The organism is Melghirimyces algeriensis, assembly GCF_900182565.1.
Classification (GTDB): Bacteria; Bacillota; Bacilli; order Thermoactinomycetales; family DSM-45169; genus Melghirimyces; species Melghirimyces algeriensis.
In genome coordinates, this window is the sequence record NZ_FXTI01000003.1 from 13,543 (window position 1) to 32,767 (window position 19,225).

16 protein-coding genes are annotated in these 19,225 nt (G+C 46.6%); 4 read left to right on the forward strand and 12 right to left on the reverse strand.

The window, feature by feature from the left end; all coding sequences use genetic code 11:
- Positions 1–36: 36 nt before the first annotated feature.
- Complete coding sequence (nfi, locus tag FN782_RS05510) at positions 37–717, reverse strand: deoxyribonuclease V (RefSeq protein WP_142504795.1); 681 nt, start codon at positions 715–717, stop codon at positions 37–39.
- A 41-nt stretch (positions 718–758) separates the two neighbouring features.
- Positions 759–1,436: a uracil-DNA glycosylase gene (locus FN782_RS05515; RefSeq protein ID WP_142504796.1), complete on the reverse strand. Its 678-nt coding sequence runs from the start codon at positions 1,434–1,436 to the stop codon at positions 759–761.
- A 198-nt stretch (positions 1,437–1,634) separates the two neighbouring features.
- On the opposite strand from FN782_RS05515, the gene FN782_RS05520 reads away from it, so the two are divergent.
- Positions 1,635–3,173, forward strand: coding sequence for a class I adenylate-forming enzyme family protein (locus tag FN782_RS05520; protein ID WP_142504797.1), 1,539 nt, complete (start codon positions 1,635–1,637; stop codon positions 3,171–3,173).
- A 73-nt stretch (positions 3,174–3,246) separates the two neighbouring features.
- On the opposite strand, the gene gltC is transcribed toward FN782_RS05520, so the two are convergent.
- Positions 3,247–4,152 carry a glutamate biosynthesis transcriptional regulator GltC gene (gene gltC / locus FN782_RS05525; protein WP_142504798.1) on the reverse strand — a complete coding sequence of 302 codons (906 nt, stop codon included), beginning with the start codon at positions 4,150–4,152 and terminating at the stop codon, positions 3,247–3,249.
- Positions 4,153–4,373: 221 nt separating this feature from the next.
- On the opposite strand from gltC, the gene gltB reads away from it, so the two are divergent.
- The 3 genes from gltB to FN782_RS05540 all read left to right on the forward strand — a co-directional run bounded on the left by gltB (position 4,374) and on the right by FN782_RS05540 (position 12,188).
- Positions 4,374–8,960 carry a glutamate synthase large subunit gene (gltB, locus tag FN782_RS05530; RefSeq protein ID WP_142505062.1) on the forward strand — a complete coding sequence of 1,529 codons (4,587 nt, stop codon included), beginning with the start codon at positions 4,374–4,376 and terminating at the stop codon, positions 8,958–8,960.
- An 18-nt stretch (positions 8,961–8,978) separates the two neighbouring features.
- Entirely contained in the window at positions 8,979–10,454 is a 1,476-nt protein-coding gene (locus FN782_RS05535; protein WP_142504799.1) for a glutamate synthase subunit beta, read from the forward strand.
- A gap of 237 nt (positions 10,455–10,691) precedes the next feature.
- Complete coding sequence (locus tag FN782_RS05540; RefSeq protein WP_142504800.1) at positions 10,692–12,188, forward strand: class I adenylate-forming enzyme family protein; 1,497 nt, start codon at positions 10,692–10,694, stop codon at positions 12,186–12,188.
- A gap of 65 nt (positions 12,189–12,253) precedes the next feature.
- Here FN782_RS05540 and FN782_RS05545 read toward each other — a convergent pair whose 3' ends face one another.
- From FN782_RS05545 to FN782_RS05585, 9 genes are all read right to left on the reverse strand, one after another.
- Positions 12,254–12,592: a YolD-like family protein gene (locus FN782_RS05545; RefSeq protein WP_185956062.1), complete on the reverse strand. Its 339-nt coding sequence runs from the start codon at positions 12,590–12,592 to the stop codon at positions 12,254–12,256.
- A 142-nt stretch (positions 12,593–12,734) separates the two neighbouring features.
- Positions 12,735–13,433 carry a B3/B4 domain-containing protein gene (locus FN782_RS05550; RefSeq protein ID WP_185956063.1) on the reverse strand — a complete coding sequence of 233 codons (699 nt, stop codon included), beginning with the start codon at positions 13,431–13,433 and terminating at the stop codon, positions 12,735–12,737.
- On the reverse strand, positions 13,430–14,368 hold the full coding sequence (locus tag FN782_RS05555) for a DMT family transporter (RefSeq protein ID WP_142504803.1): 939 nt from the start codon (positions 14,366–14,368) through the stop codon (positions 13,430–13,432). Before FN782_RS05555 ends, FN782_RS05550 begins: the two co-directional genes overlap by 4 nt.
- A 75-nt stretch (positions 14,369–14,443) precedes the next feature.
- Positions 14,444–15,622 (reverse strand): aminotransferase-like domain-containing protein, encoded by a 1,179-nt coding sequence (locus FN782_RS05560; RefSeq protein ID WP_142504804.1) that lies wholly within the window; start codon positions 15,620–15,622, stop codon positions 14,444–14,446.
- Between the two features lie 17 nt (positions 15,623–15,639).
- Entirely contained in the window at positions 15,640–17,184 is a 1,545-nt protein-coding gene (locus FN782_RS05565; RefSeq protein WP_142504805.1) for a pyridoxal phosphate-dependent decarboxylase family protein, read from the reverse strand.
- The gene (locus FN782_RS05570; protein WP_142504806.1) at positions 17,181–17,981 is read right to left on the reverse strand and encodes an SDR family NAD(P)-dependent oxidoreductase; all 801 of its coding nucleotides are present in this window, start codon (positions 17,979–17,981) and stop codon (positions 17,181–17,183) included. The genes FN782_RS05565 and FN782_RS05570 overlap by 4 nt, the downstream gene beginning before the upstream one ends.
- On the reverse strand, positions 17,978–18,271 hold the full coding sequence (locus FN782_RS05575) for a hypothetical protein (RefSeq protein ID WP_185956064.1): 294 nt from the start codon (positions 18,269–18,271) through the stop codon (positions 17,978–17,980). Before FN782_RS05575 ends, FN782_RS05570 begins: the two co-directional genes overlap by 4 nt.
- 62 nt (positions 18,272–18,333) lie before the next feature.
- Positions 18,334–18,888 (reverse strand): hypothetical protein, encoded by a 555-nt coding sequence (locus tag FN782_RS05580; RefSeq protein ID WP_142504808.1) that lies wholly within the window; start codon positions 18,886–18,888, stop codon positions 18,334–18,336.
- 3 nt (positions 18,889–18,891) lie between these two features.
- The gene (locus tag FN782_RS05585) at positions 18,892–19,221 is read right to left on the reverse strand and encodes a hypothetical protein (RefSeq protein ID WP_142504809.1); all 330 of its coding nucleotides are present in this window, start codon (positions 19,219–19,221) and stop codon (positions 18,892–18,894) included.
- Positions 19,222–19,225: the final 4 nt, after the last annotated feature.

The window sequence follows — 19,225 nt, forward strand, 5'->3', positions numbered from 1 at the left end:
AATGTCAAACAAAAATTGTTGGGGTCAGAGAAATGGTTATTGCAAAGATGCAGTCAAGGCTTTTCGTACCCTTTGATCCGCTTGTCTTGTCGTTTCGGGAAGCCGATATCGGGGAGAAAGTTTTAACACCCAATCACAAGCCGTAAACAGTGAGATGCGATGGCCGATGGAGACATAGACGGGTTTCGTGTGATTCTGAGTGCGTAAAACATGGCCAACGACTTCTCCCTGGTCGATTAAGGGGGTAAATGCTCCCCTGGGATCATCCGGCTCCTTTGCGTCTCCAATGAACCGGGTTTTTCCACAACCAATGGTGGGGAGATCATATAAGACACCCAAATGACTCGCTAAACCGAAGCGTCTGGGGTGTGCCATTCCTTGCCCATCACAAACCAGAAGATCCGGTGTCGTCTTTAATTGTTTAAAGGCCTTGATGATGGGAGGGATTTCTCTAAAAGAAAACAGACCGGGAATATATGGAAAGGAAGCGGTGTCTTCTGCGACAACGGATTCAACAACGTCCAGTGACTCTGCATCCAATATCACTACCGCAGCAAACTGTTTGTCCAATCGGGGATGATAGGCAACGTCAACTCCCGCAACCATTTGCACGGTATCCATCTGATCGGTCTGAATCACCTGGGATGCCAACTGGTGTTGCATCGCTAAAGCCTCTTCCTCTTGTACGTTCCAAGGGTGAACGATGACAGGCTCCATGCTTCTATTTCTCCTTCTGTATGATATCGTTAGACCCTCACTTAAACATCAGGAATCTTCCAGTCAATTTCGGAGTGACCCGCTTCCTTCAAGAGACGGTTAATGGAAGAGAAGGGGCGGCTGCCGAAAAAGCCTCGCTTGGCGGACAGCGGAGAAGGATGAGCGGATTCAATCACCATATGCCGCTTTAAATCGATCAATTTCTTTTTCTTTTTGGCATAGTTTCCCCACAGAACAAAAACGACAGGTGTTTCTTTTTCATTTACCTTACGGATCACGGAGTCCGTAAATGTTTCCCAGCCTTTGTTTTTGTGAGAATTGGCTTGATGGGCCCGTACAGTAAGTACAGCATTCAGCAACAAAATGCCCTGACGAGCCCAATGCTCCAGGTATCCATGATTGGGTGGGTCATATCCCAAATCGTCTTGCAACTCTTTAAATATATTTCGCAGTGAAGGAGGGATGGAAACACCATTACGCACGGAGAAAGAAAGCCCATGAGCCTGATTTTCATTGTGATACGGGTCCTGACCCAACAAAAGAACTTTGACCTGGGAGTAGGGTGTCAGTTCCAGCGCAGAGAAGAGATCCGCTTCGGATGGATAAATGGTATACTGTTTTCGTTCCATTTCCAGAAATTCTGTCAATTGTTGGATGTACGGCTGTTTTAACTCATGGGATAGCACATGTTCCCAATCCTGAGGAAGACGAAAGCTCACCAACAATCCCTCCAAATTCAATATGTATTTTATATATAAAATTATGTTCAATTGGACTTTACCATGTTTATATCGAAATGAGAAGCTATATGGAGGTGAAACGAAAACATTTAGTAGGAAATATGCAAATATTATTTCTTTTATATACAATATTTAGTAAAATGATAAGAGATATGATAGAAATGGAGTAAGAGGTAAATGGATGTGTATCCGATTGAAATGACCATAGGGAAAATGTTACAGCGCAGAGCAAGGTTTAATCCTGCTTTGGAGGCATTGGTCGGTCCGAAGCGTCGGGTGACTTACTATGAGTATGATCAATGGACCAATCAGGTGGCTCACTATTTGCTGGATCGGGGAGTACAAAAAGGGGATCGGATCGCTTTGTGTTCCGAGACGAATATCTTATTTCCCCTTTTATATATGGGGGCTGCCAAGATGGGGGCGATTTCCGTTCCTCTGAACTGGCGTTCCAGTCCGGAAGTGATTCAATGGTGTATTGAACATACAGAGCCCAAGATGATTTTTTATGATGAACCCTTTAAGGAATTGATCACCTCTTTGGATCTTGCTGAGTCTCTACCGACGGTTCAGACTTCTTTTTTTTATGACTTCCATGCTGACTTTGAAGCGGAGCTACAATCTTATCCTTCTACTGACCCCGATGTTGACGTAAAAGGTGAAGATCCGGTGGGAATCACCTTTACTTCTGGTACCACAGGAAGACCGAAAGGTGTGGTTCTTACACATAACAATTTTTATGCAGCGGGGATTTTTAACGGATTTGCGATGGAAAACCGTCAGACTGGATTTCGTATGTTATATGCAACCCCATTGTTTCACGCATCGGGAAACAGCATGTTGGGTTATCAGGCATTAAGCGGACTTACATATATTTTTCTCCCTCAGCTGGAACCGGACTTGTTGTTGGAAACGATAGAAAGAGAGAAGGTTCAGTCCACCTTCCTGCCTCCGGCTCTGTTAAATCTGATGTTGCCGATGATCTATCAAAAGAACAAGGTGCTCAGTTCTCTTCAACGAATCGTTACAGGGGGTTCCATTCTTTCTCCTTCCTTGGTGCGGGATTATGCATCATTGGGTTACAACATTGTACAAGGGTATGGATTAACGGAAAGCACTTCAACGGGAACATATTGGAATGTAAGTATGGGCTATCATACATGTGATTCTGTGGGCAAGCCGTTCTTAAATGAGATGAAGGTGCTTGATCCCAATACAAGGGAAGAAGTTCCGACAGGAGAGATCGGAGAACTGGCGATTCGTGGTCCCATGCTGTTTAAAGAGTATTGGCGAAACCCTGAAGCGACGGAAAAAGCCTTTCACAATGGTTGGTTTCTGACTGGGGATGCTGTTCGGATGGATGAAGAAGGGTTTGTTTATATCGTGGATCGTTATAAGGATGTCATCTTCTTCAGCGGATTGGATGCGATCTATCCAAGCGAGGTGGAAAAAGTCCTGAAAAAGATGGATGAGATTGCTGATGTTTCTGTGGTGGGGGTTCGCCATGATCGGTGGGGAGAATTGCCCTGTGCATTTGTTGTCAAAAAGTCGGAAGGAGTTACCCGTGAACAGGTTCTCCAATATGCCCATAACCGATTGGAAAAGCATAAGCTGGCGGATGTGCTCTTTGTGGACGAATTGCCCAGAAATCCGCTCGGCAAGGTGGAAAAGCCAAAGTTGAGAGAGCTTTATCACCCGCAATCCTCTACTTTGTAAGGGAAGTATACTGGAATTTGCTTATCCCAAAACGGCTGGATCATGGATCGTCCGTTTTGGGATTTTGTTATGTCTAACTTCGGAATCGATCCAGGTTGGCGAAAAATTCTTTGATGAATTCATAGAAAAGTTTTTCTGACGGAGGCAGTTCCCGATTGTTGGGTATAATCATGCCCACAGTACGGGTCAGTTGCGGTTCACTGATCGGAATTTTTACCGTGGCCCTCGGAATGCTTTCCATGAGGGTAATTTCCGGGAGAAGGGTAACGCCCAAACCGGCGGCGACCAATCCCTTAATGGCATCGATATCTTCCCCTTCAAAAGAAACTTTCGGCGTAAACCCCATCTGCTGGCAGGCTTCCACCACAATCTGATTTAAAACAAACCCGGATGGAAACAGAACAAATGAGTGCTTTCTCAGTTGATCGAGACGCAAGGCAGGTTGATCGGAAAATTCATGATTGGATGGGAGCAGGGCAATCAGCTTTTCTGAAAAAAAGATCTCCCCTTGATAATCTTTTTCATCCGTTGGAACAGGAGCAATCAAGGATAGTTCCACCTCTCCCCGAACCAGCCAATTGGTTAATTGCCGGACGGAACCCTGACGTAGTTGAAAGCCGATGTTGGGGTATTTCATCCGAAACGCTGAAATCACGCGCGGCAAAATATGGGAGGCCATACTGCTGGGAAAGCCAAGTCGGATGGTTCCCCGTTCCGGATCCAAAAACTCTTCAATCTCCACTTTGGCCTTTTCAATCTCCATAAGTGATTTCTCAGCATGTTCCATGAAAATTTTTCCAAGCGGAGTCAATCTTACATTCCTTCCTTCTCTGACAAACAGTTGAATGCCCAGTTCTGATTCCAGATTGGCGATTTGACGGCTGACCGCTGATTGGGCTACATGAAGGGCATTTGCCGCTTCGGTAACATGTTCCCGTTTGGCCACTTCAATGAAATATTGAATCTGTCTCAGCTCCATATTATTGCCTCCATACGGAATCAATCTCAATATGAGATCGTTTTTATCTAAAATATATATTGTTGTGATTGATTCTACCCCTTAAAATAACAAGTAAACACTTTAAGTGCAATACGGCTACGGATTATCCGTCGAACGACCGTAGTTGTTCGGCATTCCTTTTAAGAGGATAAAACATAGAGGAGATGGAACAGCTATTTTGGGGAAAGAGGGTGAGTGCCATGACATTTACAAAGTTTCCGAAACAGCAAGGTTTGTACAGTTCCCAACATGAGCATGATGCTTGCGGAATTGGACTGGTGGCTGACTTAAAAGGAAATCCAACCCACGATATTGTAAAGGAAGGTTTGGAAATTCTCTGTCGATTGGTTCACCGGGGCGGACGGCAAGGGACTCACACCGGTGATGGATCCGGGATTATGCTTCAGCTGCCGCACCAATTTTTCAAAAAGAAACTGGATTTTGAATTGGTTGAACCGGGATTGTACGGAGTGGGAATGGTCTTTTTTCCGACCGACCCACAAGAGCGTTTAAAATATGAAGAGATGTTGGAATCGATTGTGGCGGAAGAAGGTCAAAGTCTTTTGGGATGGAGAACGGTTCCTGTTGATCCTTCGATGCTGGGAACAGAAGCGCAGGAAACCCGCCCCTTCATCCGCCAAGTATTTATCGCCCGAAACCGGAAACTATCCAATGAATTGGATTTTGAGCGAAAATTGTATGTGATCAGAAAGCGTTTTGAAAAAGAAGCAGGTGATGCTGTCTATATTCCCAGTCTATCCAGTCGAACCATTGTCTACAAGGGATTATTGACTCCGAAGCAGATGAATCTATTTTACCACGATCTCAACGATCCGGACTTTATGTCCGCATTTGCCATGGTGCACAACCGATTCAGCACAAATACCTTCCCCAGTTGGGAGCGTGCACACCCCAACCGGTACTTGTTGCACAACGGGGAAATCAATACCTTGCGTGGAAATGTCAATTGGATGCTGGCGCGTGAGCAAATGTTTGAAAGCGATGCTTTCGGCAGTGACTTGGAGAAAGTGTTACCGGTGATGGATTTGAAGGGAAGCGATTCAGCCATCCTGGATAACTGTTTTGAATTTCTTGCCCTGTCCGGGAGATCGCTTCCGCATGTCGCCATGATGATGATCCCGGAACCGTGGGACAAAAATGATGAACTGTCCGACGCAAAGCGGGCGTTTTATGAATATCACAGCTGCCTGATGGAGCCGTGGGACGGACCGACAGCCATTGCTTTTTCCGATGGCTGGCAGATCGGGGCGGTTCTGGACCGAAATGGCCTCCGTCCAGCCCGTTACTATGTCACCACGGATGATAAGATGATTCTCTCCTCTGAGGTGGGGGTTTTGGATGTTCCGCCGGAAAAGGTGGCTTATAAAGGGCGTCTGAAGCCGGGACGAATGCTGTTGGCTGATCTCCGGGAAGGACGAATTATATCTGATGATGAGTTGAAAGAAGCGATCGCCGCTGCCCATCCCTACAGGGAATGGTTGAAGGAGCACTCCGTTTCCGTAAAAGAGTTGCCCGATCATGAGTACGTGTCAGAAGTGGATGAACAAGAGGCATTAAACCTGCAGAACGTTTTTGGCTACACCTATGAGGAATTGAATAAAAATCTGGCGCCGATGGTGACGGAAGGGAAAGACCCGATCGGGTCGATGGGAAACGACACGCCTTTGGCCGTGCTCTCCAATCGCCCGCAACTCCTGTACAATTATTTTAAACAATCGTTTGCTCAGGTGACCAATCCGGCCATTGATGCGATCCGGGAAGCTTGTGTCACCTCTACACTGACTTATCTGGGCTCCGAGGGGAATTTGTTGAACCCTGAACCAAAACATTGCCGTCGTCTTCGTTTAGATACACCGGTGATTTCAAACGAGGAATGCGAAAAGATTCGTAAAAATCCGTTTTTTGAGTTTGGCTCCCAAACGCTGTCGATCCTGTTCCCGGTAGAACGCGGAGAAGAAGGAATGGCAGAGTCGCTTGAAGCACTCTTCGTTGAGGCGGATCAAGCGATTCGGGACGGAGCGACACTAATTTTCCTCAGCGACCGGGGAGTGGACAAAGAGCATGCGGGAATTCCGGCTTTGTTGGCAACCAGCGGCTTGCATCATCATTTGGTGCGACAAGGAACGCGTACCCAGGTCAGTTTAATTGTTGAATCCGGTGAACCCAGAGATGTGCATCAGTTTGCCATGCTGCTGGGGTATGGTGCAGATGCGATCTGTCCGTACCTGGCGCAGGATACCATTCGCAATATGGTGCAGAAAGGCATGATCCCAGATATGTCAGAGGACGAAGCCGTGAGGAGATATCTCCGTACAGCTACAGACGGGATTGTCAAGGTGATGTCCAAGATGGGGATCTCCACCATACAGAGCTACCGAGGGGCTCAGATTTTTGAAGCGATTGGAATCCATCAATCGGTAATCGATCGGTACTTTACCCGAACCACCTCCCAGCTGGGTGGAATTGACCTTAATGTGATTGCCAAAGAGGTCTTGATTCGACATACAGATGCCTTTGCCTCTAGAGAAATCGGTAATCAGAGTCTGGAGCCGGGAAGTGATCTCCAATGGCGTCGCAACGGGGAGTATCATGCTTTTAATCCAACAACCATTCATACGTTGCAACAAGCTTGTCGCCAGGGGGACTATGATCGGTATCGCCAATTTTCCAAAATGATGGAAGGTGAAAATCTCGCCTTTCTCCGTGGGCTCTTTGAAATGAAAAGCGGTCAAGGCCCCATTCCCTTGGATGAAGTGGAATCGGTTGAATCCATTGTTCGTCGCTTTAAGACCGGAGCGATGTCTTATGGAGCACTGAGTGAGGAAGCACATGAGGTATTGGCAATCGCCATGAACCGGATCGGCGGGAAAAGTAACAGTGGTGAAGGCGGAGAAGATCCCGGTCGATTTGTACCGGATAAAAACGGGGACCTTCGTCGGAGTGCCATTAAACAGGTAGCTTCTGGTCGCTTCGGGGTTTCCAGCCATTACTTGGTCAATGCAAATGAAATTCAGATTAAGGTGGCACAGGGAGCAAAGCCTGGGGAAGGCGGGCAACTTCCAGGAAGCAAAGTCTATCCTTGGATTGCAAAAGTGAGAGGCTCCACTCCAGGAGTCGGATTAATCTCTCCACCGCCTCACCACGATATTTACTCCATTGAAGACTTGGCGCAGCTGATCCATGATCTGAAAAATGCCAATCCGGAAGCCCGAATCAGCGTAAAGTTGGTTTCCAAACCGGGTGTGGGAACGATTGCTGCCGGTGTTGCCAAAGGGTTGGCCGATGTGATTGTCATCAGCGGATACGAGGGAGGAACGGGTGCCTCTCCCCGGACCAGCATCCGGCATGCTGGGATGCCATGGGAGATGGGGCTGGCGGAAACACACCAGACCTTGCTTTTGAACCGTCTCCGTGATCGGGTGACCCTGGAGACCGATGGAAAGATGATGACCGGTCGTGATGTGGTTGTAGCTGCCCTGCTTGGTGCAGAAGAGTATGGTTTTGCTACGGCACCGTTGGTGGTGATGGGATGTGTGATGATGCGCGCCTGTCATTTGGATACCTGTCCGGTGGGTGTGGCCACACAAAACCCGGAACTGCGGAGGAAGTTTACCGGAAATCCGGATCATGTCGTCAACTATATGATGTTTGTCGCCCAGGAAGTCCGGGAAATCATGGCCCAACTCGGTTTCCGCCGGATCGACGAAATGATTGGCCGTACGGATGTGTTGAAGAGGAACCAACAGGCTTCCTCCCATTGGAAGGCGAAGCATTTGAACCTTTCCCCGCTTTTGGTTCAGCCGGATGTACCCAAAGAGGTGGGACGTTTCCATCAACGGGATCAAGATCACCAGTTGGATCAAACATTGGATCGCCGAAAGTTGTTGCCGTTGAGTCAGCCTGCACTCCAATCCGGTCAATCGGTGAAGGCCTCCCTCTCCATTAAAAATACGGATCGGGTAGTGGGAACTCTTCTTGGAGCCGAAATAACGAAAAAATATGGCGAAAAAGGCCTTCCGGAGGATACCATTCAACTTCAGTTCAAAGGTTCCGCTGGACAGAGCTTTGGAGCGTTTGTGCCGAGAGGGGTGACACTCTCCCTGGAGGGAGATGCCAACGATTACGTTGGGAAAGGACTGTCAGGAGGTAAGATTGTTGTTTATCCTCCTGAAAAATCCTCCTTCATTCCTGAGAAAAATGTCGTCATCGGAAATGTCGCTTTTTATGGGGCGACAGGTGGCGAAGCCTATATCCGGGGATTCGCCGGAGAGCGATTCTGTGTTCGGAATAGCGGTGTTCATGCAGTGGTTGAAGGCGTGGGAGACCACGGATGCGAATATATGACCGGAGGACGTGTCGTGATCCTGGGAGAGGTGGGCAAAAATTTCGCCGCCGGGATGTCTGGCGGGATCGCCTATGTGATGACGGATGATCTGGATGCGTTTGCCGCTCGTTGCAATCAGGAGATGGTACTTCTGGAAGCGTTGGATGATGATATGGAAGTGGCTGAGGTGAAGCGGATGATTCGCAATCACCTGCACCATACCGGAAGTCAACAGGCGCAAAAAGTACTGGATCAATGGAAGGAATCCGTCAATCAATTTGTCAAAGTGATTCCAAATGAATATAAACAGATGCAACAATCGATTGAAACCTTGATGGAAAGAGGACTAAACCGTCAGACAGCGATGGAAAAAGCGTTTGACCAGAAGAAAAGGAATCGTTCCGCGCAAAAACATTCAAAAAGAGAACCGATACTCACGTAAAAGAAAGGAGTGTGACAGATGGGAAAAGCCACGGGATTTATGGAATATGAACGAAAAACGGCTGAGGAGCGAAACCCACTTTCCCGACAGAATGACTGGAATGAATACCAGAAACGCATGCCCGTGGACGAATTGAAGCGTCAGGGTGCCCGTTGTATGGATTGCGGCACCCCCTTCTGTCATACGGGAATCCAACTAAACGGTACGGATTCTGGATGTCCTTTGTATAACCTGATCCCTGAATGGAATGATCTTGTCTATCGGGGGCATTGGAAAGAGGCACTGGAACGGCTCCTGAAAACCAATAACTTTCCGGAATTTACCGGAAGAGTGTGTCCTGCTCCCTGTGAAGGGGCCTGTACGGTAGCCATTTATGATCCGCCTGTAGCGATTAAGAGTATAGAGAGAGAAATCATTGACAAGGGGTTTGATGAAGGTTGGATTGTTCCCCAGCCACCGAAGCGTCGTACTGAGAAAAAAGTGGCGATTGTCGGTTCCGGTCCCGCGGGTCTGGCTGCGGCGGATCAATTAAACAAAGCGGGTCACTGGGTAACTGTATTTGAGCGGGATGACCGCATTGGCGGTTTGCTGATGTATGGAATTCCAAACATGAAGTTGGAGAAAGCGTTGGTTCAGCGTCGGGTTAATCTGTTGAAAGAAGAAGGGATTGTTTTTATCACCAACACAGAGATTGGAAAAGACTTGACATTGGAACAGATCCGTAACCAATATGATGCGGTGATCCTCTGTGCGGGAGCCCAAAAACACCGGAGTCTGCCGATTGAAGGGCACGATCTGAATGGAGTTCACTATGCCATGGATTACCTGACACAATCCACCAAAGCGTTATTGGATTCCAGTTACCGTGAATCAATTCATGCGGAAGCCAAAGACGTGATTGTAATCGGTGGTGGGGATACCGGAGCGGATTGTGTGGCCACAGCCCTGCGACAGAAGTGCAGCAGTGTTGTCCAATTCGGTCGTCATCCCCGACTCCCCGATCAACGGACAGATGAGAATCCTTGGCCAGAATATCCATTCGTATTCTCGCTGGATTATGCTTATGAAGAGGCAAAATCCCGTTTTGGAAACGATCCCCGTCAGTATTCCATTATTACCAAGCGAATTGTGGGAGATCATCGGGGGCATGTGAAAGAACTTCATACGGTGGAAGCGGAGAAAATCGTGGATGACCAAGGGAACTATACATTCCGGGAACTGCCGAACACCTACAAGGTGTGGCCTGCTCAATTGGTGTTGGTGGCCATTGGTTTTGAAGGAACAGAAGATGCCCTGCTCCAGGGATCTGGCTTGGAGCATCATCGACGTAAGGTAAAAGCTGAGTATGGAAAATATATAACCAACGTTGAAGGGGTTTTCGTTGCCGGTGATATGCGCCGGGGACAGAGCTTGATTGTATGGGCGATCCATGAAGGCCGGGAGGCAGCCCGTGAGTGTGATCGCTTTCTGATGGGAACCACCCAATTGCCGTAAGGTAAACGGAATCGGATTGAACCGGTGTAAATCACACGCCGGTTCTTTTTTTGTTCTTATGAACTGATCATTTTATAAATACTCCTATAAAGTATGTATTTTGTGGGAAAACCGTCCTTTTTTGATGATAAAAACATATAGAATGTATTTTTTAGAATGATTAAAGCGTAAATATGTTGCTTTTCTATGAATAATGTCTTTATGATGAATATAGAAAATGAAGGAGGTAAGGCAGATATGAATGTCATTGGAGAATTGCTCAGGGATCGAAGTCGCCTCAATCCGGATCTGGAAGCGGTGGTGGAAGGAACGAAGCGTTTGTCATTCAAGGAATACAATGAGACGGTGAACCAACTGGCACATTATCTCCTGGAACGAAAGGTTGAAAAAGGAGATCGGGTAGCTTTGCTGTGCAAAAACAGTGCAGCTTTTCTCCTTGTTTATATGGCCGCTGCCAAGGTTGGAGCGATCACGGTTCCTGTGAACTGGCGATTAAAGCCGGATGAAATCCAATGGATTCTTCATGATTCCGGGGCCAAGGTGTTGTTTTATGATGATTCCTTGGAATCCGGGTTGCCATCATTGGATCGTTTGGAAGCGATTACGACGGATATTCGTGTGTTTGAGGAAAAGTTTCCCGATGCATTAACCATGGGGCTTTCAACCGAGGAACCGGAGGTCTTGGTAGAGGAAACAGATCCTGCACTGATTATCTATACCTCTGGAACGACGGGCAGACCCAAAGGGGTTGTATGTACCCATGCCAATGTCTTCGCTGCGGCCATGAGCAATTCCTATACGCTGGATCAACGGTTTAAAGATCGTTTTTTGTTTGTCACCCCGCTGTTTCATATCAGTGGAATGGTGTTAAGCATCAATGCATTGATGGAGGGAATTACCGTTGTATTGCGACCCACGTTTCATCCCGTGGACTTGTGGGAGACCATTGAATCGGAACGAATCACCGGGATGATGTCGGTGCCGTCGATGCTTCCGTTTATGTTGGAGATGATCAAAAACAGCGATAAGGATGTCTCCTCCCTTCGCTCTATCGTTTGTGGCGGTTCCAGGGTTCCCGAAGATCTGATTCAGGAATTTTATGAACTGGGTTTTCCCATTATTCAAGTTTATGGTGCTACGGAATTTACGGGTGCCATTACCTATTGGATGCCGGATATGGGCCCCATGGATCGTTGCGATTCTGTAGGAAAAGGGTTGTACCTGACAGATATCCGGATTTTGGACCCGATTACGCATGAACCGATGCTTCCAGGAGAAGTGGGGGAAATCGTCTGTCGGGGGAAGCAAGTGTTTTTGGGGTATTGGAACAACAAAGAGGAGACAGAGAACGTTCTTAAAAATGGATGGTATCATACCAGAGATGTGGGGAAATTGGATGCTGACGGATTTCTTTATGTGATTGACCGGCTGCGGGATATGATCATTTGCAGCGGTGAAAAGGTTTTTCCGGCTGAAGTGGAATCTGTGGTCGTTCAGCTGGACGGCGTGTCTGAAGTAGCTGTCATTGGTGTAGAAGACCCGGTTTGGGGAGAAATCCCCCGTGCGTATGTGGTCAAGGAGAAGGAGTCACATCTGACGGAAGAAATGGTGATTTCCCATGCCCGCAATTTTTTGGCGGACTACAAGCTTCAGCAAGTGGAGTTTGTGGAAGAGTTGCCAAAAAACAGCATGGGTAAGGTTTTAAAATATGTTCTCAGGGAATATGCAAATTAATAATTGAATTTCATTCCTTGTGGTTAATAAACCATAGCGGTTCTTACCGGACCGCTATGGTTTATTTATTCCGCTTCGGGTGGTTCTTCCGCATCCAGGATAAGAGCGAAGGGGATTCGTTTTTGTCTTTCGCCATTTTGTATGAGAATGAACTGTTCGGTTGAATTGATTTTCATGACGTATCCGCAAATCTTCCTGGGACCGTATGTGTCTGCGTATGTGATCACAATGGGCGTTTCATCCATATAGGAGTGTTGAATCTGCCGTTCGATGTTTTCCAACACATCCGGATGGAGATCTGGGGGTCTGTATACGCTTTTTCGCTTACGCTCCAGCCACAGCCCCTCTTCATATTCAGGGAGGATCATCCGGTGTCCTTCCCACAGTTTGTTGCCACGATCCATGTCAATCACCTCTTCTTTATCATACACAAACATATATTCGCATATGAGATGTAAATATTGGTCCTTCTTAAAAAAAGAAAAAACCGCCTGAGCCTCCACGGTTTTCATTGCGGAGTCAGACGGTGTTTGTTTGGATCGGGCTTTAGGAAGTGCTTAAGCGCTGTTCGGTTAATACCGTTGTTTCCGGAACGACACCAAAATGCTTCACCAAGCCCTGCTTAAATGAAGAGAGAACCTGATCGACAAGACTTCCCTCCAATCCTCCCAGAATCTCACAAACGAGAATCACGTTTCGGGTGTGCGGGGTGATCAGAGCCGTTTTTGCCTGACGCCAGACGAAGTGCCGGGTTAGAATTTCCGAACCGCTTGCATATGCGACCTCGTCGGAAGGCAGGGCCACGGGTTCTTGGGCATCCAGAGCTGTAAATTGGTCCCCTGGTTTGGTAAGACGCAGTTCAAGTTTCGATTGGATCTGATCAAGATCAAATCCTCCAACCGGCACGATGTGACGAAGAGAAACCGCATTGTAGAAATCAACCAGGGGATTAATCTGAAATGGTTTTCCTCCTTTCAAGGCCCGTCGTAGCATCGATTCGATTGAACTGGGAAATTCGGATGCTTTTACACCCATCTTTTTAAAGTGTTCTCGCCAAGGTTTAATGGATGGATGAGATTGTGCATTCCCATAGACGGATGCTTCTTGGGCGTTGTACCAAGCTTCCTTGAGTTCTTCCGTCACTTTGGGGTTTGTAGACGTATTGTTGATATCATGGGCAATAGCGACGACAACCTGCATATTTGGAAAGTATTGAAAGATATCTTTGTGAATAACGAACTTCATGAGTGAATGTCCTCCTTTTGGTGCTGATCTTGACGAGGAAGTTGTTGATCCGCACGAGAATTCGTTCGATTCACCAGCCATGCACCCAGAATAACGGCGATGATGCCTATAGACATCGTGAACGTGATGTTTTCGTCCAGAAAGATCACCCCTAAAATGACGGCAACAATCGGGTTAATCAACATGATGTATGAGAATGTTACACTGTGGAGGTTTTCTATTAGAAAGAATGTTAGCCAATAGGCTAGAGCCGAACCGATCAGAGCCAGGTAGAAGAGGGAGCCTAATCCGGCCCAGCTCGTAACCGAATCAATGGATACGGAAGGGTCCAATATGAGGGAGAGTCCGAATAAGTAGAGACCGGATGCCCCCAGATGAATTGCCGTATTCGCGTATGTATCCCCTCGAATATAGCGTTTACTGTAGGTGTAGGAAAGAGCATAGCAAAGTGCTGCACCGATGACTGCCAGCTGTGCAATAAGGCGCATTTCTTCACTCCCGGTAAAACCGGTACCTGTTCGCTGTCCGGATGTCAGTACGACACCGATAAATCCAATGACGACAGCTAAATATTGCGTTGAGTGGATCTTTTCATGCGTCCAGAACCGGGCGAGGATCAGGGAGAAAAACGGCACAGTGGCCACAAGAATGGCTGTTTGTCCGGATGGAATGTAGCGTTCCGCCCAGAAAATAAGCGCAAATGCACTTCCGTTAAAAAATGCAAATATGAATAGATTACGCCATTCCACCCAACGTTTTGGTGGCTTGCGGCGAATCGCTACCATCACCATAGCGATGGCAACACAAGCGACCAGGTTTCTTAGTGCAGCCAGCATAAAGGGAGGCCAGAACTGAACACCAACCTTGATAAATAGGTAAGTAGATCCCCAAATAAACGACATGGCAATAAAACCGATTGCTACAGAAAGACGCACCTACACCATCCTCCCCCATATTTTTATTATGAATATTTAATAACAAACATAAATATAGAATGTTTTGAAGGTATTTTAAATCAAGTTGGCGAGAGTGGCAATACCTTGTTCGATTCGTTCTTCTTCTGCATAACTAAAGGAAAGGCGGAGATAGGGTAATCCCTGGGTGGGGTCGGTAAAGAAATACGAACCAGGGATATAAGAAACCCCTTGATCTAGTGCTATCGGTAAAAGTTTAGATGTATTAACATATGGTAAATGAACCCAAACAAAAAAACCACCAAGGGGCTTGCTCCATTTTGCTTTTTCGGGCATATGCTTTTTTAAAGCTCTCAACATGGTTTTCAAACGTTGAGAGTAACTATGGCGTAATTGTTTGATATGGGAATCAAAATCGAATTCAGTTAGAAAGCGAGTAGTCACAGCCGAGGTAAACGGGTGGTCTGCATCTTTTTTGAAGTGGGCCATAGCGGTGATAATAGGCTTTGGAGCTGCTGTCCATCCAATACGTAATCCAGGAGCAACTACTTTGGACATGGAACCTAAATAAATGACCCGTTTCTTCGTATCTAATGCCTTAATGGGTGGTGGTAGATCCGGTCCTGAGAGTTGCCCGTAAGCATCATCTTCTATGATAAGGAAGTTATAAAGTTCAGCCAGAGATAACAAGTCCTTACGCCTTTGCAGTCCAAGGCTTACACCAGTGGGATTGTGAAAGGTCGGGATGGAATATAGTACTTTTGGAAGGGGAAGTCCTCTGGCATGCCTCATCTCTAAATCGTCCGCCAGAACCTTAACGTCAAGCCCTTCATGATCGATTGGATATTCAATTAAATGCGGGGTATAATTTCGAAAGATTTCAAGGGCTTCCATGTAGGTGGGAGATTCTACTGCTACCAGATCGTTTTTATGTAGAAGTACTCGAGCTGCAAGATCCAAGGCTTGGGTACTTCCAGCGGTAGCGAGAACTTCTGACGTTGTCGTTGAAATCCCACGAATGGCGGAACGCGACTGTAATAATGGCTTTAAATTTGCCATCGCTGAACTGCCTAAGTACTGAAAGGGTCTATCTCCTTCAGTTAAGCAAAGCACTGATACAGATTGAGAGAGCTGATAAACCGGAATTGCCTCTGGGTATGGATAACCCACGTCCAGACGTATACAATCTTTTGAGGGGGAAGGCGCCCACTGTCCTGGTGGACCGAGAGCGAGCGCCTGTCTGATTAATGGCGGGAAGGAATAATCATTAACCATAGATATAGCACCTTCTACTACAAGTTATCCAGTGAAGGAATAGGAATGTCCTTGCTTACCTCAAGAGCCAACTTCTGCAACGTATCCCACAATTGTTTAATGTCATCTTCAGTAGTATGAATATTACCAATTGATATTCGGATTACATACCCATCTCGAATGACCGCGTGTGATGCAAAAGCAGTTCCAGATTGATTTAAGCGAGCTAGCAACTCAGCATTAAGCCGATCCAGATAATCGCGAAGAACCGCTCGTTGTTCCAATGTTACTCGTTCCCATACGGTCTGAATAGAATAGGGAACATAGCGTAAGCAAACAAGGGCAAACGGGGAAGTGGCAGAGCAAGCAAAATCCGGATGGGAAGTTGCTTGCGCAGCTAACCATCGTGCTAACCGAACACTTTCTCCTAATCGTTTGGCTAATCCCTCTCGACCAAAACTCCGGATTACCCACCATAGCTTCAAGGCACGGAAGCTACGACCGAGTTGTAATGAGAAATCCATAAAGTCAACACTACCGTCTTCTTTAACCGTTCGAAGGTATTCTGGAACAAGGCGAAAGCTGTTGGCTAAGGCGCCACGGTGGTGGCAAAACAATGCCGTAACCTCTAGCGGAGTGTAGAGACACTTATGGGGGTTAACTACAACAGAATCCCCTTTCTGAAGATCTTCGGCATCAGTCCGAATTTCCGGAACTAAATTCCAGAACCCACCGTACGCAGCATCGATATGTAGCCAAGTATCATATCTTTTACAGATTTCTGAGATTGAAGAAACAGGATCTGTTGACCCCGTTGCAGTAGTACCAACGGTTGCGACAACCGCCATTGGGCGGAAACCGAGATCTAGGTCAAGCTGAATGGCTTCCTCAAGCTTATCTGGAATCAGGCGATATTGTTCATCCGATGATATCTTAACGACATTCTCGGTTCCTACACCCAGTGCAATGGCAGCCTTCTCTATGGAGGAATGTGCTTGATCGGAAGTATAGATGCGTAGACGGGGGATATATCGTCCGGTCAAACCCTGTGTACGTACGTTCAAATCTGACTGTTGATCTCGTGCGGCAGCAAGTGCGTAGAAGGTAGCTAAAGATGCACCGTTGAGCAGTACTCCATCTCCAAAAGGGTCATACCCGACCATCTCTGCAAGCCAACGGAGGATAACCGATTCAAGAGCAGAAGCAGCTGGGGCTGCTTTCCAAACCATTGCATTAACGTTTAAACTTGAAATTAGTAGATCCGCAAGAATTCCAGGGAAGCTTGCGGAGATGCTGAAATAGGCATGAAACGATGGATGGTTCCAGTGGGTTAAGTGAGGAATGATCTTCTCCCATGTTTCATCTAGAGTTGATTCAAAAGATCTAGGCTTTTCCGGTATCGGACTGTCAAGCAAATCAAATAATTCCTTTGGAGAGATGTTTGTAGTAACTGGTAATTCATGGATTGTCTCGAAGTGCTCCCGAATCAGCTGTAATAATTTCTGACCATGTTTCTCAAACTGAGACGGGTCCCAGTCACCCAAATTGATAACAGGATGAGTTGATGAAGATGGTTTAGTCATGAACGTTCCCCCACGAACAAATCGTAAACCTCATTATCATGGTTGGTCGGTCGATCATCCCAATCCCACGCTCCGGAGACGCTTAAATTTGCTCCAGAAATATAAGAGGCTTTTTTGGAAACTAGAAAGGTAACTGCATTGGCCACCTCTTCAGGTCGTCCCAGTCGCCCCATAGGGACGCGTTTTTCCATCCATTTGGCTTGTTCTGGTGGTAAATAACCGTTGTCTATTAGACCTGGTGACAGACAGTTAACGGTGATTCCGTAAGGAGCTTCTTCCGAGGCGAGTGTACGAGTAAGGATTAGTACACCAGTTTTTGAGATCGAATATGCTGCAATATTAGGTGCGCTTCGAACCATGTGGGTTGGACTTAATCCAATGTTTATAATACGCCCCTTGCGTCGCTCACGCATCCCGGGAAGAATGGCATGACACATGTAAAAGACACTGTGTAGATTACTTCTGACCACGTTATCCCATTCAGTTGGGTCCATCTTAGCAATGGGTTTTAAGAAAAAGTCACCAACATTGTTCACAAGAATGTCTATAGGACCCAATTTTTTATTTACACTAGAAACAAGAGTTGTAGTATCTTGTGGTTTTGTAACATCCGCTTGTATGATTACAGCCCGCCGACCCATAGACTCAATCTGATCTTTAACTTTATTTGCATGCTCCTTTTGGTTTCGATATACAATTGCCACGTCTGCTCCTTGTTCTGCTATTGCTAGAGCAATAGCTTTCCCAATGCCTCTTGAACTTCCAGTGACAACTGCAACCTGGCTCTGCAAGCTCATATTTGACCTCCCGCTGTTCTTCCATGTTGATGATCATGATTGTGCTCCACCTCTACTTGTAAATCGTTAAAATAATGGATGTCCCGAGGTTTAGAGCAGTACTTACCATAGAATTCAGCCAATTTCGGCTCTTCCTGAGTTGTAAGGTCTTCATGAAGTTCACGGCTTCGCCAAGGATATTGCATAATCACTTCGGTCGGCTTTTCCATTCGTTGGTGAAATGATGCGTGACCGCACCATCCTGGATGTTCGTGAGCAGCGGGCCCTACCATGTCATCCATCTGTTGCATCAGTTCTAAAGCCTAGCTTTCAAGCCCAGGTTTCAGGTACCAGGTTTCCATGACTGTAATCATCAGGATTCCTCCCCTGTATTTTGCTCGGCATTTTGTTTGTATGCATAAAACTCCTGAAGTAACGAAGCCCCGTCGTCTACGAATTTCTGACAAACTAATGCATGATGTTTGCGATTCTGACTTTGAGACTTCGATAGCCGGGTCCATGCTTCCACTACATCGGCCGGCCATTGTTTTCGAGTACCCAGTTCTGCTTGCAGGCAGTGACGAAGATTAAGGACTCCGTCGACCATGACCTTATGCTCAGTGTTTAATTCACCCGTGAAGCCAGGACTAAGGTATGGAGGCATCATGGATGGCCGAATTAAGTTTTCATAACGATCCTTCGAGAAGTCGGCTGCATACTTCATGGTAGAGGTAGAGGCGTCGTAGAGTGCGGTTAGCCTGTTCAGCGAACTGACCAGCCTAGACCAGTCACGTTGTACTAAAGCATTCATGCTGTCATCTAATACTGTATTCATGGATACCAGAAGCACATGGAATACATGGTGACCTTGTTTCCAACGTAAAACAGCCTGCCAATGATCGTTGGAAACAGTGGTACTGTCCCCCATAACTTACCTCCTTTGCTGCTCTTTCTCACATATTTGTACCCATTTTTCCTGTGTAACCTGGAAGACATTTAACCATCCTTTGATACTCTTATACTTATCTTCCACATCAAGATTGCTCCTTTCCAAATCCTTGACGTGATTTTGGTATAAGTTTAAACAGGACTTTGACCAATCTACAAGATCTGGTGAGTTACGTAACAAGTAAAAGTACTGATCGTATTCCTCTTCAGTGGAGTTTCCGTGGACAGAATCGGGTACTTTAGATTCTGGCGGAATAGTAAGAGGTTCAATTAATCCGTAATCAAAGTTCTTTCGCTCTTTTTTGTCAGACATTTGG